Raw genomic sequence first — 25810 nt, 5'->3', positions numbered from 1 at the left:
CGGCGATCGGCGCGTGCCGCGCGTCGCGGCATATTGTTGAAACGGGCGGGCGCTCTGTGCCATCCTCCGCTCTGCCGGCAGGGGCTGCCGGCGCCGTTTGCGAGGATCGGTCGTTGCTGGCGACCGCCGTCCCGCGCTCGTCGCCGGAGAGCCTTATGGACAGCATTTCCGATATCGTCGTCCGCCCTGCCGACAATGCCGAGGCCGTCTGCCGCCGCTATCTTCCGAACGGCCGCCGCGAAGGCCGCTACTGGCTCGTCGGCGATATCCGCGGCACGCCGGGTCGCAGCCTCTATGTGCTCCTGTCCGGTGAGAGCGGTGCGCGCGGTCGGGCCGGCAAATGGACCGATGCCGCGAGCGGCGAGCATGGCGATCTCCTCGACATCATCGCCGCGAGCTGCGACCACGCTTCGATGCGTGATACGCTTACCGAGGCGCGGCGCTTTCTGAGCCTGCCCATGCCGCTGCCGGATAGCGCTGCGCTGCGCGCTCGCAAGGTCCGGCAGGGAACGGAAGCGGCGGCGCGGCGGCTCTGGGCGGCATCGAAAACGGCCGAGGGCACGCTGGCCTCGGCCTATCTGGCGTCGCGCGGCCTTGGCATTGAATCCGCGGCGGGATCGCTGCGCTATCATCCGCGCTGCTATTATCGCGCCTCGCGCGACGATGCTGCCAACGTGCCGTCGGCCTGGCCGGCGATGATCGCCGCGGTGACCGATGATCTGGGCGTCGTCGTCGGTGTCCATCGCACCTGGCTGGCGCCTTCGGGCGGCAAGGCGCCCGTCGCCGATCCGCGCCGCGCCTTGGGCCATCTTCTCGGGCACGGCGTTCGCTTCGGCGCTGCCGGCGAGGTCATGGCTGCCGGCGAGGGTATCGAAACCATCCTGTCGCTGCGCGAAGCGCTGCCCGAAATGCCGATGATCGCGGGGCTGTCGGCGGCACATCTCGCTGCCATCGAATTTCCGGAATCGCTGCGCCGCCTCTATGTCGCCCGCGACAGGGACCCGGCTGGGGCGGCTGCGTTGGCAACGCTCGGCGCACGCGCGGCCTCGGCAGGCGTCGCGGTCCTGCCGCTCGATCCGCGCCACGGCGATTTCAACGAGGACCTCATGGCGGTTGGTATCATGGGCCTTGTTGTCGGCGTGAGGGAGCAACTCGCGCCCGAGGATAGGGGGCTTCTGACATGATCCCGTCCTTGCGGCCGTCTGCCTCGGGGTGGCAACGCCTCTAGGTAGCAACCTTCCTGTGTGTCGTGCGATCGATCGGCCTGCCGGGCGTGAGCCGTCAGCTCGAAGCCGGCTCGCGGAGATGGGGCGGTGCGATATTCCCGATCGGGAATTATATAGGCCCCATTCGCTTTCAAAGTCATAATATTCCCGATCGGTAAAATTACTTGAAGAGACGGTCCTCCTCTGCTACAAAATTCCCGAACGGGAAGATTTATGGATATCGGTAGCATAGGGCAGATGGTGCGCCGCGTGCGCAAGCGGGCAGGGCTCCGCCAAGACGAACTCGCGGGCGCGGCGGGCGTCGGCATCCGCTTCATCGTCGATCTCGAAGCCGGCAAGCCGACTCTCCAGGTCGGCAAGGTGCTGCATGTCCTCGACGCGCTCGGCATCGTCGTTGCGCTGACCACGCGTAGCGAAGGCCTGACGGGATGAGTGTCCTCATCATTTATTGGGATGGCGTGCGGGTCGGCAATCTGGCCCGCAATGGCGAGGGCACCATGTTGTTCCGCTATGACGACGAATGGCTCGCCGATCCGGCGTTTCGCTCCATTTCGGCATCGCTTCCCCGGCAAGAGGGGGCCTTTACCCGCGCCCAAACCCGGCCCTTTTTCGCTGGCCTTCTCCCCGACGAGGGGCAGCGCGAGGCCGCCGCCCGGGCCGCGGGCGTCTCGCGGCAGAATGACTATGCGCTGCTCGACGCCCTTGGCGGCGATGTCGCCGGTGCGCTCGTCATTCTGCCGGAAGCGGAGGCGGTGCCCGCGCCGTCGGCCGCGGCACCCGAAGCTCTCGATCAGGACGCGCTGGCGGCGCTTCTGGAAGAGCTTCCGCGCCGTCCCTTTCTCGTCGGCGACGAGGGCATCCGCATGTCGCTCGCCGGCGCGCAGCCGAAGCTTCCCGTCATATTGGTCGATGGCGCGCCGGCCTTGCCGCCGCCGGGGCAGCCGACGACACATATCGTCAAGCCCGCGATCGCCCGCTTCGAGAATAGCGTCGAAACCGAGGCCTTCGCGATGCGTCTCGCGGCGGCGGTCGATCTTGACGTTGCCCGGGTCGAGCCGCGGCGGGCGGGCGCGATCGCCTACCTCCTCGTCGAACGCTTCGACCGGCGCCTTGAGGGCGGCATCATTCGCCGTATCCACCAGGAAGACTTCTGCCAGGCGCTCGGTATCGCGCCCGAGAATAAATATGCGATCGAGGGCGGGCCGGGCTTTGCCGCCTGCTTCGACCTCGTCCGCCGGACCTGCACGACGCCCGCGCGCGACCTGCTGCGTCTGCTCGACGCCGCCATCTTCAATGCGGTCATCGGCAACGCCGACGCGCATGGCAAGAATTTCAGCCTTCTCTACGCAGATGATGAAGGCGACGCGGCGACGCATCTGGCACCGCTCTACGACCTGATGGTCACCGCTTATTATCCCGAAGTGGCGACCCGCTTCGCCATGCCCATCGGACGCGCGAACCAGCTCGAAAATCTCGATGCGGACGCATGGGCGCGCTTCGCTGCCGACATGCAGCTTGGCGTCCCCTTCGTCCGCCGCCGCGTATACACACTCGCAGGCCGTATACGCGACGCTGCGCCCGCTGTTGCCGCGACCCTTGCCGCAGAGGGCTGCGAAGCGTCGGTGCTGGACAACCTCGCCGCACTCGTCGCCGCGCGCGCCGACAGGATCGGCGGCGCGCTCTAGCCGGGCGCGCGCAGCGAGCTCTTGAAGACGACTTCCGGCTGTCCGGACGATCCACTCCATAGCAGCGAATGCTCGCGCTCATGAGGGTCGACGTCGCTTTGATCATCGGCATCATCGCGCGATCACGGCATCGCCATATAATCGCGATCACCGCGATCACCGCGATCATCGCAATCATCGTCCCGCCATCATGGCCCCTTTCCCGCCGATCACCCGAAGCCTGCCGATCGCCGGGAACGGTGACGGCGCCGCGATCGGGGACATCATGGTAGCGGCATGATCGCCCTGTGCCGGACCGCGCCTTCGGCCTTCGCTGGAGGGCGACTGCGGCACGCGGGGGCGGGCGCCGCAATGTCTTGCCGGGCGGCTATTTTCCGCCGGGGCTCGCGCCCCTTTGCATCGCGAAACAAAATAGCCTTCGGCCGCCATCCTCCGCTGGCGCTTCGGCCGCGCGGGGGCTCGCCCCCTTGCGGTGCGGGCCCGCCCCGCGTGCCGCGAGGCGTCGCCGCGAAGGCCGCGAAAGGCGCGGCCGCAACCGGAGACCAAGCGCCATGACCGACGATGCCGACCATCCCTATCCCGACACGTCCTTCGAACCCGGCGCGAGCGCGCATCTTCTCGAGGAAATGCAGCTCCATGGTTATCGCCCCTTCGAGGACGAACCCGACGGTCGCCCCCTTCCCGACGATCGGCTCGCGAGCGGTGCCGTCGCCGACATCTTCGATGCGCTCGCGGGCTGTCTTGTTGATACACGGATCGAACCCGATCTCGAGGATCTGCTCTGGGGCGTCGTCAATCTCTTCCATGGCGCAGGCACCCGCATCGAACGCGACCTCGACCGCAACGAGGCGGCGCAGCGCGAACTCCAGCGCGGCCAGGACGGCAGCGAAATCCGCTCGGTCGAACTCGAGCGTGCGATCGCCGAAGGCATCACCCTCATCGAGCGGCGCGACGCGATGGAATTTTTCCGCGAATGCGCCGCCGAGCAATATCGCATCCATGCCCGCAAAGCCTGGGTCCCGCGCACCGGTTCGCGCATCCGTCACCAGACGATGACCGCGGCGGTGATCGACAGCCGCGACTTCATGGACAAGAGGCTCCGCGAAAAGGCCAGGGCTTTGATCCCCGAGGGCACGCGCATCGCTTTTTCGGGCGGTCCTTCCTGCAACGATCATCAGCATATCTGGTCGGCGCTCGACCGGGTGCATGCCCGCCATGCCGACATGGTCCTTCTCCACGGCGCGACCCTGACCGGCGCCGAGCGCGCCGCCGCCTGCTGGGCCGACGCGCGCAAGGTTCCGCAGGTCGCGTTCCGCCCCGACTGGAACCGCGACAAAAAGGCCGCGCCCTTCAAGCGCAACGAGCGGCTGATCGACGCCATGCCCGCCGGGCTCATCGTTTTCTCGGGCACCGGCATCCAGGACAATCTCGTCGACAAGGCGCGCGCGTTCGGCATCCCGGTCTGGGATTTCCGTATCCGCGAGGCACCATGAGGTGCCGAATTGGACCTGACCGCGCTTGCCATCGGGCGAGCATGTGACCACAGAAGGAACGAGCGATGCGTACCGATCTCGATCATCTCCCGGCCAACAAGCAGCGCGAGCTCGAGCGCGTGAAGGCGATCATCTTCGAAGAATTCGAGGATGCCTTGGCGCTCGGGACCATGAGCTGGAAGAAGAAGGGGCGGATCGACAAGATCATCCTCTACGGCAGCTATGCGCGCGGCGGCTGGGTCGACGAGCCGCACACCGCCAAGGGCTATCGCTCGGACTTCGATCTCCTTATCATCGTCAACGACAAGAGGCTGACCGACAAGGTCGACTTCTGGGCCAAGCTCGACGACCGGCTGACCCGCGAGCTCGCGATCGACAAGACGCTGCACACGCCGGTGAACTTCATCGTCCACACGCTACAGGAGGTGAACGACGGGCTCGCGCACGGGCGCTATTTCTTCATGGACGTCGCGCGCGACGGGATCGCGCTCTACGAATATGACGACAAGGAATTGCACCAGCCGAAGCCGAAGACGCCCGAGCAGGCGCTGGCGATGGCGCGGGAGTATTTCGACGAGTGGTATCCGGCAGCGGCTGGAAGATTAGACACCGCGAATTATACCCGCGGCCAAGGCCGTTATCGGGAGTCCGCCTTCGATACCCACCAAGCTGCGGAATTTCTCTACCACTGCGCGTTGTTGGTTTGCACTTTCTACACACCGCACGTGCACAACCTCGGATTTCTCCGGACGCAGGCAGAGCGGATCGACATGCGTCTCGTCGATGCATGGCCACGTGACTTGAAGGCCGATCGGGCCCGCTTTGAAAAGCTGAAAGAGGCCTATGTGAAGGCGCGCTATTCGAAGCATTATAGGATCAGCGGTGAAGACCTGCTCTGGCTGTCGGACCGTGTCGTGGAACTTGGCCGCGCAGTGCTTGCTATCTGCTCGGAGCGGATCGCGGCATTGGAGGAGGCGCTACGCCGATGACCGATACGCCTGATGGATCTGATCGCGCTCGCGTAGTCGCGGATCGCAAGATCGCATTGCTGATCGACGCCGACAATGTCTCCCACAATAAGATCGCAGCCATGCTGGCTGAACTATCAAAATATGGAACCGCGAATATTCGGCGCGCCTATGGCAACTGGGCAAGCGACAGCCTCAAGGGCTGGAAGGACAAGCTTCACGAATTTGCGATCCGGCCGATCCAGCAGTTCAACTATTCCACCGGAAAGAATGCCACCGACATCGCCTTGGTGATAGACGCGATGGAACTTCTGTACACGCAAAAGCTCGACGCCTTCTGCCTCGCGTCGAGCGATGCCGACTTCACACCTCTCGTCATGCAGCTCCGGGCCAACGGCCATGAAGTCTACGGTTTCGGCGAACGCAAAACCCCAAGCCCTTTTGTCAACGCCTGCACGACTTTCCTCTATCTCGACAACCTCGAAGGCATCGACGCGCCGACCACACCAGCCGAGCCAGCCGTAGCGAAGGCGCCAAAAGCGAAAGAGCCGGCCAAGGCTGGTACGCCGCCCGCTAAGGCGACCAACAAGAAACTCGCGCAGGACACCAAACTGGTGACGATTCTCCGCGGAGCGGTCGAGGCGTCGGCGCGCGACGACGGATGGGCGTCGATGTCCTCGGCCGGTAGCGCAGTTAAGCGGCAGGCGCCGATCGACCCAAGAAATTATGGGGCCAAGAACTTTCCAGCGCTCTTCGAGGCGACTGGGCTGTTCGAGATCGTCAAGGGTGAGGGCGGCCAGAGCTTTGTCGCCGACAAGAGAAACAGAGACCGAGCGGCGAGACCGGCATCCCAATAGTCGCGATCTTGCAGCTGCTTGGCGACATGGCCGCTTCGCGCCCGATGTCGGACGCTCGAACAATCCTTGATCCCTTCCTGATAGCAGTCGTTCCAAACCATCATGTGGCAGGTCTTTCGCGATATCAATTTACCGCGGGAACGATTGCACGTCGCGTTGACGGGCGTGCCGCGGGATCGGCCATTGGAGCGATGGTTTGCTGCGTATTGTTTCCATCTTTTCGGTTACCGACACCAGAAGATGCGGCCTTCTCGGAGCCAGAAATGCGACCGGCAGCCTGTACGTCGCCAAACCGACGGCGAGATCGAGGGCCGACCCTTGGCGTCGACGCTCAGCCGCCAGCGCTGTTCGGCTTCGGGGAACAGGGCGAGTTCGATCGCGTCGCCGCAGCCGCATGGACATGTCATGCCGACGCTCCAGGCCTCGCCATCGTCCTGCGTGACGACGACCGTTCGAATGGGGAGCCGGTCCGGAAGGATGTCAGCATTGAGCCATTGGGTTTCCCAATGCGGGTCGCTGCGGTTCGCCGCTTTCCGCCACAGCTGGCGAAACCGCGCGCGGAGCGTGGACCACCAGCGCCAGCCGGTCATGGCAACGGTCCGAGAGCCGGAATGTTCAGAAGCGGTTCTTGGCCGCCGCGGCCCAGTAGCTTGACGGAGCCCGCTTCGAAATAATCCTCCGAGAAATGATCCTCGTCGCCGCCGGCCAGGCTGAACTTGGTGCGGGCGAAGCCGCGATTGGGGTCGAGGCGGAACGGGTAGGCCCGAAGGATGAACTCGTTCATCGCGGCGGACGCGGCACGCATGTTGAGCGAGATCACGGCAGGAGCTTCTTCGGCTGCCCCGTCGAAATATCCGGCGGCGAGTTCGACCGCATGCGCTGCGGGGTCGGCGTCGGCGAGATACTCAGCGCGGACGCTGGCGGGAGTGTAGACACCGCGGGACTGGAGCGTCGAGCCGCCGGGCTGGACATAGTCGACACGGCCGACGGCATCGATGATCGATACCTCCTCCCCGTCTGTGCTACGCGCCGGGATCGTGACCCCCATGTCGAACAGGGGCATGACGAAGCTAGACGCCATCAGATCGGCGATCTGGCGTGCGAGAAGCGTGTCGACGCAGCTGAAAAGCACATCGCCTTGAGCGGCCGCGAGCACAGCGTCGCGGGTGTTGATCGAAGCGGCTATCGGAATTGCGACGCCTTCGCCGCGGTACTCGGTGATGGCGCGCGCCGCGCCAGCCACTTTAAGCAGTTCTGCCGCGGCGTCGGCGAGCGTGGAATGGAGGATGCGATTGAGGTTGCGGCGCTCGACCTTGTCGAAATCGATCAGAATGACGCGTCCGAAACCCAGCCGCGCCGCCTGTTCGGCGACGATGGATCCGGTTCCCGAGACGCCGATCACCACTGCGGTGAGCCGCCCGAGTTCCGCCGTCATGCCGCTTGTGAATGCAGCGGGCCGCCGCCCGGCGCCGGGCCAGTGAAAGGCGAGGTTATCGCCGGCCACGGCTACGAGGTCGATCGGACGGACCGTCATGTCGGGCTCGTAGAGGCGAGCCGTCATGGCGCCATCCGGCACCATCAGCGCCGATCCGTGCGTGCGGCCATAAGCCTGGAAAAGGGATGCGATGACCGCTTGGTCGCTGGCGTCGTCCTGCGCCGAAAATTCGCGCAATCCGCCCGGATGGGAATGCGCCAGCACGATCGACAGATTGTCTTTCTCGCCTCGGTCGATCGCCTGTTCGATCCACGCGCCCGGCCAGGAAACGAAAACGGGCGTGCGCTCAAAGCAATCCGCATGCGGCACGGGCAGAATGTCGCGCACGATGTAGCGGCTGCGATGCCCGGCGCCTTTTGCGCAAAGCAGGATCGCTGCCGCTTCGAGACCGTCGCCCGGAAAGAGATGCTGCTGCAGGGCGGCATGGTGCACGCCCGCCATCGCCAAGGTGGTGCGCGGTATCATTCGCCGGCTTCCTTCAGCAGTGCGGCTTCGACCAGCGCGAACTGGCTCACCACGTTGTCGACGTCCGGGTTCCAGGGCTGGCCGGGGCGATAGCGCGACCAGCCGACATAGGGCTTGCCGTCGATCACGCCATTCAGTTGCGTGTTGGCAATGGCCCGCCCGCTGGCCAAGGCGAGCGGGGGGTAAGCGTAGAAGCCGTAGATCTGCGCTTGCGGATAGGTCTCGGGGAGTTCCAGCGCGAGGTCGCTCGTCGGGACGCTGTAGCCGGGCGGCAAGGGATAGTCGCGGATTACCAGCCAGCGCCGTCCCTTTTCGACGACCGTCTCCCAGCGAAGCGCAAGGCCGTCAAGATACGCCACATCCTCCTCGAGCAGCGCGAAGGTGCGGCGAGGCGCGCCGGGCGCCTCGCCATTGTCGACCGCACGGGGCATCAGGCGCAACTTTTCGATGCCCGGCGTGGTCAGGTCGATTTCCTGATCGAGGGTCACTTCGACCTTCGGCTGGCCCGCGACCTTCAGGAAAATCTGCCACGGCTTCGAGGGATCGAACTTGGCCTCAATCAAGGCGTCACGCACCTTGACGCTCGGCGTCCCGAATTCGACCACGACACCGTGCACGTTGAGCTTCCAGCTCTTTTTGCGGGTGATGAAGGATTCGATGCCTTCGCGATCAAGATTGACGAGATCGTCGGGGGCGATCTCCTTGTCGGGCTGGTCCACCCGTTCCAGGAGGATCGCGTGGTCGTCGGGCACTGCGGCGAGGCGGCGCAGCGCGGTGCCGCTGATCACGCCGCCGAGCCACTGGTGCCGCTCGCCATCGACCTTCGCGAACGCGACATGGTCGGCGATGCCGACGACAAAACGCGCCTGGCCGTCGCTGACATCAACCACTTCGTCGGGGCGGACAAGGTCCAGACCGCCGTCGTCGAGCATCCGCAGGACGACGACATCGTCGGGCGGCTTGCTGCCCGACAAATGGGCGATCTGGTGCCCGGTCGGCGTGTTGTCGCCGATGTGGACCGAACGAAATTCAAGGTCCGCGCCGGCGATGCGGATCAAGGTGCCGAGAGAGGTGTTCACGCTGTTCATCTGTCGATGCTCCATCTATATCCCGAAATGGGAACGAGATGATCATCTGCTATCCCGTGCCGATTCGCAACAGTTATTGTTGATCCCAATTTGGGAGCTATTTTGCTTGCAATTCGTTCCCGGCTATGCGAGGCGCCGATGAGGCTGATTGGCAGACCCGAGCTGTTGACGTTGACGCAAGGCGCTGCATGCAATCTGCGCGATGCGGTGCATGCGTTGGCCGCAGAGCTTGAAGCGGCCACCTGGCAGTCGGACGAAGATTGCCGCGCCGCGTTTCCCGCGGCGCGTTTCCTGCGCGGGCGCCTCATCGTCGATCTCGACGGCTGCCATTGCGCAGCGATTGCTATCAGCTATGGAAAGGATGTTGCCGTGGTGGAATTTGCTGGGACTGCCTCGGATCTTGATTCGGCGATTGCAGTGAGGCCGGGAAAAAAGACGTGAGCGTTTCGCCGATCCGGACCGATGCCGACTACCGCAAGGCCAGAGCGCGCCTCGCGAAACTATGGGACAAAACCGACAAGGCTTCGCGCGACGATATCGACATGCTGGCGCTTGTCACGGAGGATTTCGAGCGCCGCAATTATCCCATGGAAGCGCCGACACCGCTCGCGGCCATTCGCTTTCGGATGGAACAGGCCGGGCTGAAACCGCGCGATCTTGAACCCTTTATCGGCTCGCGATCGCGCGTGTCCGAGGTGCTTTCGGGCGCGCGGCCATTGTCACTGGACATGATCCGTGCACTCCACCGCCATCTCGGTATACCTGCCGATGCGCTGATCCAGCAAGACGAACCCGAGCCGGCCGCAGAGCCCAAGGAGCCGTCAGTGCCCGCCCTGCAACGGCTACGCAGCCTGGGTCTGATGAAGGCGAAGGAGACTTACGCCGCGTTCATGAAGCGCATGGTCGGCCCACAAAAAGCGGCCGCATTCCTGCGCAAGTCGCGGACACAGCGAACAAACGCCAAGACGGATCAAGCGGCGCTTACCGCCTGGCTTGCGGCCGTGCGCCATCTCGCCGATCAAGTTGACATCGCGAAGCCGAAGAAGAAGCAGCGCGGCGCCGACGCCGCCCGGACGCTCGCGCAGCTGAGCACAGCTTCCGATGGTCCTGCGCGCGCCCGCGAATTGCTCCGCAAATGGGGCGTTGTCCTTGTGACCCTCGAGCATCTGCCGGGCACCTATCTCGATGGCGCCGCGATGTGCCGGGACGACGGCATTGACGTCATCGCCATGACGCTGCGGTACGACAGGGTCGATAATTTCTGGTTCACCCTCCTGCACGAATTCTGCCACGTCTCACACCATCTCAGCGACGCGACGCCGCTCATTCTCGATGACCTCGAACTGAAGAGTTCGGATCAAATCGAGGATGAGGCCGACGCATTTGCGCAGAATGCGCTTATACCGCCTGAATTGTGGTCGAAGAGTGTGTCGCGCAGTATGGACAGCGAAGATATCAACGATCTCGCAGCGGCAGCGAATATCCATCCCGCTATTGTGGCAGGTAGATGGCAGCGAGAACACAATGAGTATCGCCGCTTCTCGAAGATGCTAGGCCGCGGAGAGGTGAGGATTTACCTGCAAAGTAGAACCTAATCTGGTTCATCCTAAGATCACAGCATAAGCTCCATTTGCTCGGACGGCGAGTGCTCTGGAACGCTTCGGCACGTCCGCTCGATTTTTGGTCCCGGGAACCGGAAAGTTTGTAACCGGCTAGGCTTGTACTTGCGGGGCAAGCGCCCGCACTTGGGCGAAGTGCGTCGAAGCAGGGCTGCGCCATCCGTTGGGCCGTGAGCATCGCCGAGACTATAAGGGTGGCGCGCAACATGGGTTCGGTCCGATTATGTCGCTTCCCTGATTTAGCGTAGTTTAGGATATTCATTCCGCCTTTGTGCGCCCTAGCGCGATGGTGGACGACTGGTCGGTGGTTGAAAGTTTCTCCACTAGCGGAAACGTGAGCGGCGCTCTACATCAGTACGCAATACTTCGGGGGGAGCATTTCTAATTGCGTGTGTTTCGCGTCGTCCAAGTTGGCGATATTCATTACTCTGACGCTGAGAACTTCGCATCTCCGGTAGACGCTAAAGACCCGGGCTTCCCGGCCGCATTACGCGACTCCATCGGTACCGCGCCGCTTCAAGCCGTCTTCCGAAGCCTGAGCCATCTCCTCGATACTGGCGCCGTCGATTTTGTGACATTCATGGGCGATTTTACCACACGCGGCGACGCTGCCGCGCTGGGCGATTGTGCGCGTTATATTCGGCGCCTATTCGCCGAGGCTTGGCCCGCTGCCGGCCATCCCGATTGCAAACTTATCATTGGCAACCACGATGTCGATCGTCGCTTGGACCCGGATACTGACGTCCGCTTCGAGAATATAAATGACGTGCTGGGCGCAGCGGGATTTGCACCTGCAAGCATATTGGCACCCTGCGAATCGGTCTTGCGTGGGGATGATGCCTCCGAGGTCCGCATATTCGGCGTGAATAGCTGCCGCGGATGTGGCCAACTGCGCCTGCTTGGAAGCATAGTCGAGAAACATGCCGGGCCAGCGATCCGGAAGCTTATGGCCGAGGGCGGCACGAGCGACGAACTTGAAGAGCTGTATGAGCAGATCGATACCCCGGCCATAGATGAGCACACCATTGCGATGCTCGATGCAATCCTATCGAATCTGGGAGAGACGGTGCTGCCTGTGATCTGCGCGCACCATAATTTGCTTCCGCAAGCCATGCCTCGTATCGCGCCATATTCCGAGCTTATCAATGGCGGCGCAATACGGACGGCTCTGCTGAATCTTGATCGGCCCATCATCTATCTGCACGGACATCTCCACACTAGTCCGATCGAGGTGATCCGGGTTCCCGATCGAACACGGTCGGCAATTATCTCCATCTCCGCTCCGCTTTTTCGCGACGGCTATAATGTCATCGAAATTGCCTTCAGTCGCGACTCTGTTCCGCTCGGCTGCCGCGTAATCGCTCATCGCCTCGACGGAAGTCAGTGCCGCATTGCCGCCTCAAGCGTTATACCTGCCTGGACCGCGGCTGAGGGACTGCGTCTCGCCACGGCGCAGGCGCGCGAATTGATGAAGATCCTCGATCCTGACAAGGTAACTACGCGCGGCGATTTACTGGTGCAACTCGGCTGGCCGTCTGGAGAGCTCGATGACGCGCTTACTGAGCTTCGGTGGTTGGGCGCACTCGAGATTCCGAATTACGATCGGCCCAGCATTCATTGGCGTGTCACGAGGAGCATCTGATGACGCCGCCCAATCCCTTCCGTCCCACTCGGTTCGAACACCACGATCATCCATTGATCTGGTTGTCCCCGAACGTTCAACTGCTCGAAGGGCTGAAGTCTGTCTATGTCGCAGGTACCCGCGGTAGCGGAAAGACCAGCCTTCTGAAGGCGGTGAACTGGAGGGAGCGGCTATACAATCCCACAGTACGCGATCAGCTCGGCTCGAATCCGCCTGACTATGTGGCGGTCTATTTTCGCCTGCCGGACTTCCTTACTTCCGCGATCGGGCTGATTGATTGGACGCTCTGCTTTCCGGACAGCCCAGCGCCGGAGCTGGTCGGCTATGAGATATTTTCGCAATTGATCGAGTTCGTGGGGGCCCAGCTCATCTGCGAGGCGATAAGCTCGCTGCGAGCCACTCAGCGCTTCAGCTACTCCACGGATGACGAGGACGCGTTGGTGAACGCGATCCTTGGCCGTTATCCGCCGCTGGCACGAGCGGTTGGAGACGAAGGCTGCCAAGGTCTTGACGGGCTTTCCGTTGTTTTTCGCCGCCTCCATCAGCGCCTCAACGTCTTGATCACGCGGGGGCAGGTGCACGATGCCCTCGCGATCTCGCTCGAAACCCAGCCCGGCGTCTTCATCAATGAGCTTGCCTCCGCGCTGCGCGACCTTGCATGCACGGCCGAAGGTAGCTGCTCCGCCGGCTTCCATCTCAAGATTTGCATCGACGATTGCGAAACGTTGCAACCGGCTCAACAGCGCTTCCTCAATTCACTGGTAAGAAGCACCCGCAATCCTCTCTTCTGGGTCGTGAGCTATGTCTCGGTCGACTATGATTCAACCAATACAGTTCATTATAGTCAGACCCTTAGCGACGCCGACCGCACCCAGCTCCTGCTCGACGATATGGGTAGCACCGAGTTTTACCGGCTCTGTGAAGGCGTCAGTCTGCTGCGCATCTATTATTCGGATCCTGGCTTGCGAAGCGTTCCGCTTTCGGAACTGCCGCGTGATTTTTTCGGACTCGACGACCTCCTCGGCAAGGTGTCGATCAATGCCCTGCTGGCCAATCAAGCCGCTCACTCGTTGTCGGCAGAATTTGCGCAGCTTGTCGAGCGTGCGCGTGCCAGCGACCTCCGAAAGGGGCGCAACCATGTGCCGCCCATCTTCGAGACCTACGTTCTCGAGAAACTTGGGCACCGGCTTGCAGACGAGCGCGAAGCCAACCTCCAGGCATATCTGCGCCGCAAGAATGTCGCGGCGATGCTCACGATTTTCGCTGAGTTCCGAATCACCAATATCCCCTATGTTGGAGCTCGGACGATCGTATCTCTCAGCAATCTCTGCATCCGCGACTATCTCGAGTTGATCGGGTCGATCTATGACGAGGCGCTGCGCCGAAAGGAGATCCGGGCCGTTGCCGATCTCCAGCAGCGTGAGACGCCCCTGTCGCAAGATGTGCAGCGCGTCGGAGTACGGAACTCGAGCCGCGCCAAGCTCGACGGCATTCGCAACATCATCGAACGCGACTGGGCGGAGGCGACCCGTGCCGTTGAGTTTATTGGTAAGTTGACAGCGCAACTGCAGTCCAACCCCAACGCGGAATCTACGCTTGCGACGCCCGAGCGCGGAAACTTCATCTTTGACTTGTCGGCGTTAGACCAGGACAAAGGTGGGCCTCCGGGACGCCGTGCCTTCATCACCCGCGTCCTGCGCCGCTGCGAAGCCGACGGGCTTTTGCGTCCGGCCAGGCCGGACCAGAATGACGACGATGATGCGCATGAACTGGCCTTTCACCTCCATCGCCGTTTTGCTCCCGAGTTTGGTTTCTCCTATCGCGGGCCATATGGCCTACTACGCATGCCGATGGCCGAGTTTGCCGAGATGTGTGAAGGATCGGCGGAAACGCTCGATGCTCTGGTTGATCGGGCCTACCAGCGCATCTCACGTGATATTCCTACAGATCATCCCAAGCTGCTTTGAATTCAATGACAATGTCTATTCCAGAACTCCTCTCGCGCCGCGGCCATCTCGCGATTTCCGAGATTTGCCGGCCAACTGCGGAAAGCAAGCTGCGCGGCGACGCGCTGTTACTGGTTTCGAGCTGGGAACGTCGCTGCACCGAGATATGCGCCGCCGAGGCAGGTGATTTCGAAACCGCCGCCGTTGTCCGTTTTGACGAAATTGGAGAGTCTGGTCGACGGCAAGTTCATGACGATATACTGTTGCTGCACGCTCGGCAAAAGGCCCGTCATTTTTATGACCTGCCGGGGGGTTCAGTTCGGGATTTCTTCGGCTGGCGGGACGCTCTGATAGGCTTCATTTTGGCTACAAAGGCCCGATTGCAGCGGCCTATCGACCTGGTTGTCGATATGACATGCCTTCCGAAATACTATATGCTTCTGATCCTCGGGTTCTCGGTAAAAGCTGGCGCCGTTCGCTCGATCGCATTCTTTTACTCTGAGGGTAAATACGCGCCGTCGCAGGCCAATACGGTACTGGCTCCAGATCATTCCTTCACGCATGGCGAGTGGGCCTCATTTCCGGTCCCCTATTTAGAAGGGGAACTCAACCCGGACCGCAAGATCCGCATCATAGCTTCGATCGGCTTCGAGACGTTTCAGGCGCGGAAATTCATTCGCACTTACGAGGCGGAACGCCACGTTCTGATCACGCCCAATCCGGGGTTCACAGCGGATTACGAGGAACGTAGCGATAGCGAGGCCTATGCTCTGGCCAGCAATCTCGACGTGCCGCCCGAAGAACTGGTCCGGACGCCTGCTGGGGGGGTTGTTGAGACAAGCGGTTCGGCAATTGCCGTGCTCGATAGCGATACCCGTTTCAACGATGTGGGACTGAGCCTCGGCACGAAACCGCATGCGCTTGGCATCGGTATCGCAGCACTGCTCAGGCCACATTTCACGCTCGTTTGTCGCGTGCCCGAGAGGTATGTCGAAACGGATACACCTTCGCTTGGCAAAAGTTGGACCTACGTAGTCGACGACCTGAGTTCTGGCCCTGGGCGCCCGCTCGATGGCGCGGATTGAAACTAGCGGCACAACCAACCCTCATAGCGGCGACGGGTCGTAGAAATTAATGAGTTTGAGGACCAAGTCGATGATGGTGAGCTAAGATGACTGAGCCTGCCCCAACGCGATTTCTGCTGTACATCGACATTCTCGGTTTCTCCGAAATGACGAAGAGCGATCCCCGTTCGGTCGCTCGTACCTATGCGATCTTGAACAAGCTCAATGTACATCGGGATAAGGCATTCAAGACCATCGTGTTTTCGGATACGGTGCTGGTCTACAACCCCGTCGAAGCGCGCAATGACGAAGACCGCAATTTCTATGTCTGGTATTTAACAGAGGCGGCAGAAGATCTTTACAGCCGCTTGGTGGGGCAGGACATATGGTTCCGGGCTGTCCTGATCGCTGGAGAGTTCAATCACTATCAGCTTGAGAATCTGGATGCCTTCTATGGAAAAGCCCTTATCGACGCTTACCAGTCGGAAAAGCGGCTGCCTTTGATTGGCCTCGCGCTCCATTCCTCATGTCTGCCGTACAATCGGTTTTTCAAGGTTGCACCCTTCACCGACGACTTCTCGTTTGTCTATTTAAGTCGCCCCTTAGAATATCTGCACGAGGCGTCCGGTGACGGATATCCCTTCCCCAATCGGATAGTCAGCGATCATTCCCCAGCTCTGCCGGAAGGGGTGCGTTACCTCTCCGATATCTACCGCCTAATGCGGACTCACCCAGAACCGTTAGTTCGGGCGAAAGCGCTCACAACATGGGATTTCCATGCTCGCCGATATCCGGGAATGGTTGCGGCTCTCGTCGCCAATGACTTCAGCTTAGAAGCTTTGGCGCCAGCGGGAACATGGGATATTGCGGTAAATACGCTCGAAGAGAATATTCGGCATAACAAGCGGGCCGGTGCTGGTTCGCAGATGTCTGTGAGCATCACGCAGCAACGGCACAGGAAGCCGGGCAAAGCGATTTTCTGAGTTCAGGCGATGGTTATTTAAGCGACACGGCATCTCCCTTTTGTCGGAGGGGGCTGATCGTATGCCGGCTTTTGACGCCCCTCTGAATGCGGGAATAGAGGGGTTCGGGCGCATAAGGCTGCCGACCGTACTTTGTCGGGCAACGAACGGCAGCTATCGTGTGACTGCGATCCGAAGCTGACTGACCGCAAACGGCCATCTGTGTTTTCAGCCGGGAGCGGATTCCCGGAGGATGAGGCTCACCGGCAGCGTCGACGAATAGGTGCCTTCCCCTTCCAGCCGTCGAAACAGATGATCGACGATCGTCGCCGCGATACCGGGGACATCTTGCCGAATGGTGGTTAGCGCCGGATGGGATTGCGAGGCGAGATCGCTGTCGTCGAAACCCACGACGGAGATGTCGTCAGGGCAGCGCATGCCTGCACTCTCAAGCGCGCGGATCGCGGACAGCGCGATGCCGTCAGAGGCCGCAAAGATGCCGTCGAATTCCACCCCCCGCGCGAGAAGATCGCGCACCGCGTCATGGGCCGAGGGTCCCGTAAAATGCGCGGGCAGGACGAAGCTCTCGTCGACCGACAGGCCATGATCGCCGATCGCCTGCCGGTAACCGTCCAGCCGGAGGTCGATCTGCGGCAGTTCGGCGGGACCGAGGAACAGGATGCGCCTGCGGCCGGATCGGAGCAAATGGTCCGTGGCAAGCCGGCCGCCCTCGAAATTGTCGGAGCCGACGGAGCAATAGATTTGATCTGGCAGTTCTGAACCGAAGACGACCAGCGGGCGGTAGTCGCGGGCCGCAAGGTTAAGGGCCTGATGCTGGTCGCTCTGCCCGACGATGATGAAGCCGTCGGCGCGCTGCGACTGAACGAGGCGCCCTAGCCAATGCGCGTCGGGCGAGGGCTCGCGCACGAGCAGGATGTCGTAGCGCCGCTGCGAAATCTCGTCGGCGAGATGTCCGAACAGGCGCAGGAAGAAGGGGTCTGAAATCAGCTGCTCGCGCTCGTGGCCAAGCGGGACCGCGACGGCGATCGTCTGCGTCTGGCTCTGGCGCAGGTTCCGCGCGGCGCGGTTCACGACATAGCCATGCTCTCTCGCCAGCGCCTGGATCGTATTTCGCGTCGCCTCGGGAATGGTGGGATGATCGGCAAGCGCCCGCGACACGGTCGACGAGGATACCCCCGCGATCCGCGCAATGTCCGTCATCTTGACTGCCCGGCCCGACTTTGGGCGCACCTTTTCCAGTTCCATTCCACTCGCCCGTCTGCGTTACGCCATCGATTGCACCGCCGATCAGGCCTGCGCAAGGTCCGGCGTCAAATTCGGTGCCGTGTTGTGATCGGCGTTGCGCGCCGCAAGGCTTTCGAGGACCGCCGCATGATGCGACCGATCGATCCTGTATCGCCGAAGAAAGGGGATGGCCGCGAGCACGACCAGCGCGCCGCCGAGGCCCCATAGGAGACCCACCGACGTGGCGATATCCGGCGGGACGATCCCGCTCGCTTTCGCCGGCGCCACGAACCCGATGAGTTGGAGACCGAGTCCGGAAAGGAAGGCACCGAGACCGGTGGCAGCCTTGGCTCCGACCATCAGCGCCGCGGCATAGAGGGCCTCGCGGCGCACGCCGAAGAGGTGATCATGCTCATCGACCGCGTCGGCGATCATCGAGTAGAAGCAGACGAAGCAGAGCGCGCCGCAGCCGCCGAAGAGCAAGCCGCTGATCGCGACGAGAACGACCGCGATCATCGACCCCGCGGGAATGACGCCGGTGACGGCGAGCAGTGTGATGACGATCTGGTAGACGCCGAGCAGCGTGATCGCGCCGACGACGCCGTCGCGCTTTTCGATGCGCCGCAGCAAGAGGCCTGCGGCGAGGGTTCCGAGCAGCATGCCGAGCGGCAGAACGAGCAGCGGCAGCTGCATATAGGCGGTCGGCAGCTCCCAGAAATAGCGGTACGCGTGAAGGTTGAGCGCCGTCGTCGCGCCCTGGCCGACCAGCACCAGCACCGCGCCGCCGAACATCGGCACGAAGGACGGATTGCGAAACAGCTGTGCCATGTCCGACAGGAAGCCGGTGCCCGTCGCCTCGCCGGGCGGCATCGGCAGCCTGCGCACGGTCTTGAAGATCCCCCCCACGCAGACCGACCCGAACCCGCCGATCAGGCAGGCGGTCATGAGCCCGAGCCACTGGTAGGGCGGCCGGGTCTGGAGCGCGCCGTCTTCGGCGAACAGGAAGCCGAAGGCGGGGAGAAGCGCGGCCGCGGTGCCCAGCACGATGAACAGGGCCCGGTAGGTGCTGATAATCGAGCGCTCGCCATAATCGTCGCTGAGTTCGGCGGTCAGCGCCGAATGAGGGAGCGCGAAAACCGACAGGCCGACACGCAGGACGATGTTGAGCGCCAGCACATAAGCGAAGAGGGCGCCGCCGGCGAGATTGGCGGGGAGCGTGAACAGCAGCGCCGAGGCGATCATCATGGGCGGAAGCGCGATCGTCATGAAGGGGAGGCGGCGGCCCCAGCGCGACCGCCAATTGTCCGAGAGCCGCCCGATGAACGGATCGAGCAACCCGTCGACGCCAAGCGAGATCAGGAAAATGCTGCCGGCGGCAGCCCCCGACATCCCGCATACGGCGGTGAGATAGAAGAGGAGGAAGGTGTTGACGATCGCCTGGACGATGGCGTCGACGGCTTGACCGCTCCCGTAATAAAGCTTCGTCGAAGTGCCGACTTTGGCGCCTTTCGGAAGGTCGGTCGGTCCTGTCATGCGTGCTCTCCACCTACATTCGTTGCCGCCGGGTAACAGAGAGTTGACAACTGCGCAATCGATTGCGTAAACCGCACGCAATCGATTGCGTATTCCATCGCGGATTCGCAGCTTATGGGGAGAGGACCTATGACACGCCGCCTGACCGCCGCCGCCTTTACCGGCATTGCACATATCGCATTGATCACTCCGGTGATGGCGCAAGATGCAGCTTCCACGACGGAAAGCAGTGACAGCGACATCGTCGTGACGGCGTCGCGCCAGGGCTCGCAGTCGCTGATCGACACGCCGCTCGCGATCCAGGCCTTCAGCGGCGAGCAGCTCGAAGAGCGCGGAATCCGCGAGACGACCGATCTTGTGAACTCGATCCCGGGTGCTTCGCCGGGCGAACAGGTCGGCTCGGTGATCAAGACCTTCTCGCTGCGCGGCGTGGGAGCCGCGGGCGGCATCGGCGACTCGCCGATCGGCTACTATATCGACGACGTTCCCTTCGCGATTCCCAATTCGCCGATCGCGCCGCCGCTCCGCTTCATCGATATCGACCGCATCGAGGTCCTGCGCGGGCCGCAGGGTACACTCTATGGGCAGGGTTCGGCAGGGGGCACGATCATCTACCATACGCGCGAGCCCGATCTCGACAATTTCGAGATGCGCGGCGAGGCGACGATCGCGAAGATGGATGATGCGAGCGCGCTGAACTACGGGGTGTCGGCAGCGATCTCGGTGCCGCTGATCAAGGATCGGCTCGCGATCCGCATCAGCGGCGGCTATGACAAGCGTGCCGGCTATGTCGATATCTTCAGCGAGACGCCGGCGACCGGTGGGCCGTCGTTCAAGAATGCCAACGACGTCACCAACCGCGACGTGCGGGCGGTCCTGCTCTGGCAGCCGACCGACGCGCTGCGCATCCGGGCGCAGGCCGCGCACTGGGAACCGCGCCAGAATTATACGCAGAGCATCAACCAGCTTGAGCCTGCCCAGCAGTGGTTCAGCGGAACCACGCGCGGATATGAGAACGGGAATTTCGATCTCTACAGCGTGTCGGTCGAATATGACGCCGGCGCCGCGATCCTCAGCAGTTCGACCAGCTATCTCGATGCCGAATATGGCTATCTGACCGGACAGACCTTCGGACCGCTCGGCACCGGCGCGCTCTTCAACGGTTATGATGCGCGCAGCTTCGCGCAGGAAATCCAGCTTCGCTCGAACGGCGATGGTCCGTTCCACTGGCTGGTCGGCGGTTTCTACCAGAATGCTAAGGCGCTCTTCAGCTTCGATGCCAACTTGACCGCGCTCACCATCAGTGGGTTCAACGATACGCGGACCCGCAACTATTCCGCTTTCGGCGAAATCAGCTACGATCTGTTCGGCGGCAAGCTCGTGCCGCTGGTCGGCATCCGCTATTACAAGGACAATCGACGCTTCGATGCGGACTCGATCCTGACCGGCACGGGCTCGGGGCAAACCAAACCCGACAAGGTGACGTGGCGCGCGAACCTTTCCTGGTTCCCGACCGACGATCTGACCGCCTTCGTGACGGTCAGCACGGGATTCCGGAGCGGCATTACCCAGACGCCGTTCCAGGCCTCGCTGGTCGAGGCCTCGGGAATTCCGTCCTCGATCGCGCTCGCTCCCGATACGCTCACCAACTATGAGGCGGGCATCAAGGCGAAGCTCGCCGACGGCCGCGTCCAGCTCGGGCTCAACGTCTACCGCATCGACTTCAAGGATCTGCAATTCGGTCTCACGCCGTTCGGCGTTTCCGCGTTCGCGAACGTCGGCAAAGCCCGCACGACGGGGGTCGATCTCGAAGCGCGGTGGCGCACCCCGATCGATGGCCTCAATCTCGGCGCGGTCGCCAACTGGAACGACAGCGAATTCCGCGACATCTATCCCGCCGTCACCGCCTCGCTTCCCAACGTCGCCAATGGCGAGCGCCTCTCGAGCACAGCGAAGTATAATTATCGTCTCGATGCCGATTTCGAGCGGCCGCTCGGCAGCGGCGACCTGCGCTTCTTCCTCAACGGTGCGGCCAGCCGCACCAGCAGCCGGGTCATGTACGACGGCTATGTCGTCCGGCCCTACTCGCTCTACAATGCCAGTGCGGGAATCCGCACGGACCGCTGGGAACTTTCGATCTTCGGCGAGAATCTCGCCGACGAACGCGGTCCGTCTTTCGTTCGCAACAGTCTGCTGCTCGCCGGACCTTATCCGCGCACCATCGGCCTGCGCTTGCGCACCACCATCGATTGATCAGGAGGGGCGAGCGCAGCGGCGCTCGCCCCCTCATTTGATTCCGATGTTCGACGGCGCGTCCGTCCGGTTTTCGAATATTTGAGAGTGAAATTATCATGATGGTTCCGGCTCGCTGGACGGGTGATCATATCGAGGCGATCGACGCAGCGCCCGTTCTGCGGGCGCCGCTGCTCAGCGAGGAAGATTTCGCACCGATCGCTCCCGATCTCGGCGTCTGGGACGCCTGGCCTGTGCAGGACGAGGCCGGAAAGCCGATCATCCTGGCCGGTGGCAGGCAGCTGTGGATGGCACTCGGCGCGCCGCGCTTCGCCGACCCGGACGAGCGCCACGGGCATGCACGCATCCACCTGCTGCTGCACAGCGCGGAAGGATGGCGGCACCTCGGGCCGGCCATGCCAGACGGCTTTTCACCCGGTAGCCGCGAATGGTCGGGGTCGGCCGTCGCTTCCGCGGACCTTGCGACCGTCGCCCTATATTTTACCGCTACCGGGCGTCGCGGCGAGCAGATTTTGACCTTCGAGCAGCGTTTATTTTCAGCGTTGGCGACGCTCGACCTGTCGGGCGAGGCACCCAGGCTTGGCGATTGGCGCGAGCTGGAAGAAATCGTCCCGATCGACCTCGAGCATTATATGTCCACCTGCGGCGGCCCGAGCGAGGTCGGGAAGATCAAGGCGTTCCGCGATCCGGCCTTCTTCCGTGATCCGGCGGGAGGCGATGATTATCTGCTGTTCGCGGGATCGCAGGCGCGCTCGCGGTCCGAATATAACGGCGTCATCGGAATTGTTCGCCGACAATGCGGCGAGCAGGGCTGGACCCTCCTTCCGCCGATCGTCAGCGCAGACACGCTCAACAACGAACTCGAGCGACCGCACATCATTTTCCACGCCGGCCTTTATTATCTCTTCTGGTCGACGCAGCGTCATGTTTTTGCGCCGTCGGGGCCTGCCGGCCCGACCGGGCTCTACGCAATGGTATCCCCCGCGCTCTTCGAGGGCTGGCGCCCGGTCAATGGTAGCGGGCTGGTGTTCGCCAATCCCGAAGCCGCGCCGGCGCAGGCCTATAGCTGGTTCGTACTGCCCGACTTGTCCGTCACGAGCTTTGTCGATGACTGGAGCGGCGGCGATGACCGGAACTTCGGCGGCGCGTTTGCGCCGTTCGTTCATCTGTGGCTGGCAGGCGACAAGGCAGGGATCGCGCGATAGCTATGGTCCCTATGAAGACAATCGCCGGCATCGAACTGGGGGGGACGAAAGCGCTGGCTGTCCTTGCCCGCGGGAGCGAGATTCTGGCGAGCGCGCGATTTGCGACGACGACGCCAAATGAAACGCTCGGCGCCCTCGTCGACACGCTCGAAGGGTGGAAGCGGCGCGAAGGATTTGCCGCGCTCGGAATAGCTTCTTTCGGTCCGCTGCGGCTTGATCCGGGTGCAACGGATTTTGGCACAATGCTCGCCACGCCCAAGGCAGGCTGGAGCGGAGCCGATATCGCGGGTGCGCTGGGCGCGGTCGCGGATTGCCCGTGGCGTATCGATACCGACGTCAATGCCGCGGCCCTTGCCGAATGGCGCTGGGGCGCTGGACAGGGCCTCGACAGCCTCTGCTATCTGACGCTCGGCACCGGCGTCGGCGGGGGCTTGCTGCTCGGAGGGCGCCCCGTGCACGGGGCGCTCCATCCCGAGATCGGGCATCTCCGATTGCGGCGCGCAAACGGCGACGAGTTTTCGGGTAGCTGCCCGTTTCATGGCGACTGCATCGAGGGCCTGTTGTCGGGTCCTGCGCTGCAGGCGCGGTTCGGCAGGGCGGGCGAGGAAATACGGGCAGATGATCCGCGCTGGTCGTTTGTCGCGCACGACCTGGCCCAGCTGATCGGTGCTCTTCTGCTGGTAACGAGCCCGCAGAAAATCCTGATAGGCGGCGGGATCGGCATGGGCCGCTCCTTTCTGCTCGAACGCGCCTGGCAGCATGTCGTCGCGGACCTGGCTGGCTATCTTCCCTTCGTCCCGGGCGACGCGGCCGAAGATCTGGTCACGCTTCCGGCGCTCGGAGACCGGGCCGGGCCGCTTGGCGCCGTCGCGCTCGGCGAAGCCGTGTTGATCGATGCCCGAACCAAGGAGGGAAAATTTTGACCAACCGTTCCCAAATTCAGGGCACCGTCGATCCGCAATTCGCGGCGTGCCGCGACGCATTCGAAGCGAACTTCCAGGAGGGCGGCGAACGCGGGGCCGCCTGCGCCATCTATCGTGACGGCCAGCCGGTGCTCGATCTCTGGGGCGGCTCGGCAGATGCCAGCGATCAAACCCCCTGGTATCGCAATACCGCCGTCCCCGTTTTCTCGGTCACCAAGGGAATATCGGCACTGTGCGTCCTGTCGCAGGTCTCGAACGGCAGGATCGATCTCGATCTGCCGCTCGCGCACTACTGGCCCGAGTTCGCGGCGCACGGCAAGGGCGATATCAGTGTCCGCAAGGCGCTCGCACATCAGGCTGGCGTTCCCCTGATAAGCGGACCGATCACGATCGCAGGCCTGGCCGATATAGCCGCGATGGCAGCAAGGCTTGCGGCGGAAGCTCCGCTGTTCGAACCGGGCACGGCACACGCCTATCATGCGATCACCGTGGGCTGGATCACGTCGGAACTGATGCGGCGGGTGACCGGCCAGACCATCGGAGAATGGTTCCGCGCCAATCTTGCTGGGCCGTTGGAACTCAACATACAGATTGGCCGCAGCGGCGACGCGCAGTCGCCCATTGCCGCCGTCGAGGTTCCGGCCGAATATGACACGCCCGAACTTGACCCGTCATCGATCGCAGCGCGCGCGATATCGCTGAATGGCCTTTTCCCCGCGCGGATGAGCGGTCTCGCCGACGCCATGAACGATCCCGCCGTGCAGCGCGTCGAACTGGCGGGCGCAAATGGTGTCGCCGACGCGCGCTCGCTCGCGCGGCTCTATTCGAAGGCGATCGGTAGCGTCGGTCAGGCTCCGCTTGTTTCGGAGGATTGCCTTCGCGACGCCTGTCGTACCGTGTCTTCGGGAACGCCTTTCGGTCAGGACTTCGCCGGTCCGACCTGGGGCGCGGGCCTCATGCTGCCATGGGCGATCCAGCCGATGCTCGGCGAGGGATCGTTCGGCCATGACGGGGCGGGGGGCTCGCTCGCCTTTGCCCACCCATCCTCGGGTGTCAGCTTTGCCTATGTCCGCAACCGCACCGGCCAACCCGGCGTCAGGGACCCACAAGTGTACCGCGTCGTCGATGCGCTGGCGCGCATCCTCGGCCTTTCCATTCCAACTTATTGACGGAGTTTATCGTGGCGCTCGACCCAGTATTGCAGCAACTTGTCGACCAACTGCCTTCCGTGCCGCCGGGGCCCGTCGACTATCCGACGCTTCGGGCGCAGGCTGCCGCGATGATCCCGATGATCGTTGGGCCGGGCGGCCGCATAGACGTTGCTTCGATCGAAGACCGGCAGATCGAAACGCGCGACGCCAAGGTCCCACTCCGGATTTACCGTCCATCGACCGAGCCGACGGGGACGCTGCACTATATTCACGGCGGCGGCTGGGCCATCGGCGACCTCGACACCGTCGATCATACCATCCGCCGGCTATGCCGGGATCTCTCGATGGTGGTGGTGGCCAGCAGCTATCGTCTCGCCCCCGAGCATCCCTTCCCGGCGGGATTTGACGACAGCCTCGCGGCCGCGCGCTGGATTGCCGCCAATCGGTCGTCCCTCGGCGGTGATAGTTTGCCAGCGATCATCGGCGGCGATAGCGCCGGCGGCAATCTAGCGGCCGCAATCTGCATCGCTATGCGCGACGAGCCCCAAGAGGGACGGCCCTTTGATGCACAGCTCCTGCTCTACCCGGCCGTCGACCTCGACGCCGGCGAGAATGACTATCCGTCCCGCGTTCGCGACGCTGATCCGACGCTCCGCCGCGCGAGTCTGACGGTGTGTGTCGCCGATTATGCGCAGGGCGCCGACACCGCCGATCCGCGCCTTTCGCCTCTCAAGGCAGACGATCTCTCGCGCTTGCCGCGTGCGTTGACGGTCGTCCTATCGGTCGATCCGCTGCGCGACGAGGCCGTTGCCTACGCCGGACGCCTGCGAGATGCGGGGGTTCGCTCCGAACTCCTGGAGTTCGATCATCTGACGCATGGTTTCGTGCATTTTGCCGGGATCATACCGGCTGCCGCCGAGGCGACCGATGAGGTCGTCGCGCGGCTGCAAGCTTTGCTGGCGAATGGGTAGACTGCGGCTGGCCGCGATC

At 62.8% G+C, this 25810-nt stretch carries 22 protein-coding genes and 1 pseudogene; 17 read left to right on the top strand and 6 right to left on the bottom strand.

All coding sequences use genetic code 11. From position 1 onward, the window contains the following. Positions 1-155 precede the first annotated feature (155 nt). The 6 genes from ACO055_RS10045 to ACO055_RS10020 all read left to right on the top strand — a co-directional run bounded on the left by ACO055_RS10045 (position 156) and on the right by ACO055_RS10020 (position 6229). Entirely contained in the window at positions 156-1184 is a 1029-nt protein-coding gene (locus ACO055_RS10045; RefSeq protein ID WP_422062382.1) for a DUF7146 domain-containing protein, read from the top strand. A gap of 255 nt (positions 1185-1439) precedes the next feature. After that, positions 1440-1658 carry a type II toxin-antitoxin system Y4mF family antitoxin gene (locus ACO055_RS10040; protein WP_054586719.1) on the top strand — a complete coding sequence of 73 codons (219 nt, stop codon included), beginning with the start codon at positions 1440-1442 and terminating at the stop codon, positions 1656-1658. Then, the gene (locus ACO055_RS10035) at positions 1655-2911 is read left to right on the top strand and encodes a type II toxin-antitoxin system HipA family toxin (protein WP_054586720.1); all 1257 of its coding nucleotides are present in this window, start codon (positions 1655-1657) and stop codon (positions 2909-2911) included. Before ACO055_RS10040 ends, ACO055_RS10035 begins: the two co-directional genes overlap by 4 nt. A 551-nt stretch (positions 2912-3462) precedes the next feature. Continuing rightward, positions 3463-4404: a DUF2493 domain-containing protein gene (locus ACO055_RS10030; RefSeq protein ID WP_422062381.1), complete on the top strand. Its 942-nt coding sequence runs from the start codon at positions 3463-3465 to the stop codon at positions 4402-4404. A 65-nt stretch (positions 4405-4469) separates the two neighbouring features. After that, positions 4470-5393, top strand: coding sequence for a nucleotidyltransferase and HEPN domain-containing protein (locus ACO055_RS10025; RefSeq protein WP_054586723.1), 924 nt, complete (start codon positions 4470-4472; stop codon positions 5391-5393). Beyond that, a complete protein-coding gene (locus ACO055_RS10020; protein ID WP_054586724.1) occupies positions 5390-6229 on the top strand; it encodes an NYN domain-containing protein in 840 nt (279 codons plus the stop codon). Before ACO055_RS10025 ends, ACO055_RS10020 begins: the two co-directional genes overlap by 4 nt. Before the next feature lie 224 nt (positions 6230-6453). Here ACO055_RS10020 and ACO055_RS10015 read toward each other — a convergent pair whose 3' ends face one another. The 3 genes from ACO055_RS10015 to ACO055_RS10005 are packed head-to-tail and all read right to left on the bottom strand — an operon-like array spanning position 6454 to position 9277. Beyond that, positions 6454-6819 carry a DUF6527 family protein gene (locus tag ACO055_RS10015; protein WP_422062380.1) on the bottom strand — a complete coding sequence of 122 codons (366 nt, stop codon included), beginning with the start codon at positions 6817-6819 and terminating at the stop codon, positions 6454-6456. Next, a complete protein-coding gene (locus tag ACO055_RS10010; RefSeq protein ID WP_422062379.1) occupies positions 6816-8189 on the bottom strand; it encodes a ThiF family adenylyltransferase in 1374 nt (457 codons plus the stop codon). Before ACO055_RS10010 ends, ACO055_RS10015 begins: the two co-directional genes overlap by 4 nt. After that, positions 8186-9277, bottom strand: coding sequence for a multiubiquitin domain-containing protein (locus ACO055_RS10005; RefSeq protein ID WP_422062378.1), 1092 nt, complete (start codon positions 9275-9277; stop codon positions 8186-8188). The genes ACO055_RS10010 and ACO055_RS10005 overlap by 4 nt, the downstream gene beginning before the upstream one ends. Positions 9278-9415: 138 nt before the next feature. Here ACO055_RS10005 and ACO055_RS10000 point away from each other — a divergent pair, with 138 nt between their 5' ends. The 6 genes from ACO055_RS10000 (at position 9416) to ACO055_RS09975 (ending at position 16531) form a co-directional block, all read left to right on the top strand. Further along, positions 9416-9718: a hypothetical protein gene (locus ACO055_RS10000; RefSeq protein WP_422062377.1), complete on the top strand. Its 303-nt coding sequence runs from the start codon at positions 9416-9418 to the stop codon at positions 9716-9718. Then, complete coding sequence (locus ACO055_RS09995) at positions 9715-10872, top strand: ImmA/IrrE family metallo-endopeptidase (RefSeq protein WP_422062376.1); 1158 nt, start codon at positions 9715-9717, stop codon at positions 10870-10872. Before ACO055_RS10000 ends, ACO055_RS09995 begins: the two co-directional genes overlap by 4 nt. A gap of 415 nt (positions 10873-11287) precedes the next feature. Next, positions 11288-12538: a metallophosphoesterase family protein gene (locus ACO055_RS09990; protein WP_422062450.1), complete on the top strand. Its 1251-nt coding sequence runs from the start codon at positions 11288-11290 to the stop codon at positions 12536-12538. Next, positions 12538-14505: a hypothetical protein gene (locus tag ACO055_RS09985; RefSeq protein ID WP_422062375.1), complete on the top strand. Its 1968-nt coding sequence runs from the start codon at positions 12538-12540 to the stop codon at positions 14503-14505. Before ACO055_RS09990 ends, ACO055_RS09985 begins: the two co-directional genes overlap by 1 nt. A gap of 11 nt (positions 14506-14516) precedes the next feature. Continuing rightward, positions 14517-15569, top strand: coding sequence for a hypothetical protein (locus ACO055_RS09980; RefSeq protein WP_422062374.1), 1053 nt, complete (start codon positions 14517-14519; stop codon positions 15567-15569). Positions 15570-15655: 86 nt separating this feature from the next. Continuing rightward, on the top strand, positions 15656-16531 hold the full coding sequence (locus tag ACO055_RS09975) for a hypothetical protein (RefSeq protein WP_422062373.1): 876 nt from the start codon (positions 15656-15658) through the stop codon (positions 16529-16531). Between the two features lie 207 nt (positions 16532-16738). On the opposite strand, the gene ACO055_RS09970 is transcribed toward ACO055_RS09975, so the two are convergent. The 3 genes and pseudogenes from ACO055_RS09970 to ACO055_RS09960 all read right to left on the bottom strand — a co-directional run bounded on the left by ACO055_RS09970 (position 16739) and on the right by ACO055_RS09960 (position 19288). Further along, complete coding sequence (locus tag ACO055_RS09970) at positions 16739-17602, bottom strand: substrate-binding domain-containing protein (protein WP_411342304.1); 864 nt, start codon at positions 17600-17602, stop codon at positions 16739-16741. A 54-nt stretch (positions 17603-17656) separates the two neighbouring features. Then, positions 17657-17731: pseudogene (locus tag ACO055_RS09965) on the bottom strand (LacI family DNA-binding transcriptional regulator); the annotation flags it as partial. A gap of 87 nt (positions 17732-17818) precedes the next feature. After that, the gene (locus ACO055_RS09960; protein ID WP_054586757.1) at positions 17819-19288 is read right to left on the bottom strand and encodes an MFS transporter; all 1470 of its coding nucleotides are present in this window, start codon (positions 19286-19288) and stop codon (positions 17819-17821) included. A gap of 129 nt (positions 19289-19417) precedes the next feature. Between ACO055_RS09960 and ACO055_RS09955 the strand changes: the two genes are divergently transcribed. From ACO055_RS09955 to ACO055_RS09935, 5 genes are all read left to right on the top strand, one after another. Then, on the top strand, positions 19418-21541 hold the full coding sequence (locus tag ACO055_RS09955; RefSeq protein WP_054586758.1) for a TonB-dependent receptor: 2124 nt from the start codon (positions 19418-19420) through the stop codon (positions 21539-21541). A 98-nt stretch (positions 21542-21639) separates the two neighbouring features. Further along, positions 21640-22746 (top strand): glycoside hydrolase family 68 protein, encoded by a 1107-nt coding sequence (locus ACO055_RS09950; protein ID WP_234715714.1) that lies wholly within the window; start codon positions 21640-21642, stop codon positions 22744-22746. Between the two features lie 11 nt (positions 22747-22757). Then, positions 22758-23669, top strand: a complete 912-nt coding sequence (locus ACO055_RS09945; RefSeq protein WP_231732801.1) for an ROK family protein — start codon at positions 22758-22760, stop codon at positions 23667-23669. Beyond that, the gene (locus ACO055_RS09940) at positions 23666-24838 is read left to right on the top strand and encodes a serine hydrolase domain-containing protein (RefSeq protein ID WP_054586760.1); all 1173 of its coding nucleotides are present in this window, start codon (positions 23666-23668) and stop codon (positions 24836-24838) included. Before ACO055_RS09945 ends, ACO055_RS09940 begins: the two co-directional genes overlap by 4 nt. Positions 24839-24849: 11 nt before the next feature. After that, positions 24850-25791, top strand: a complete 942-nt coding sequence (locus ACO055_RS09935) for an alpha/beta hydrolase (RefSeq protein ID WP_058814412.1) — start codon at positions 24850-24852, stop codon at positions 25789-25791. Positions 25792-25810: the final 19 nt, after the last annotated feature.

This window comes from Sphingopyxis sp., assembly GCF_965227415.1.
Taxonomy (GTDB): domain Bacteria; phylum Pseudomonadota; class Alphaproteobacteria; order Sphingomonadales; family Sphingomonadaceae; genus Sphingopyxis.
Note: the sequence above shows the minus strand (reverse complement) of the source record. Positions and strands in the feature narration are given on the sequence as shown.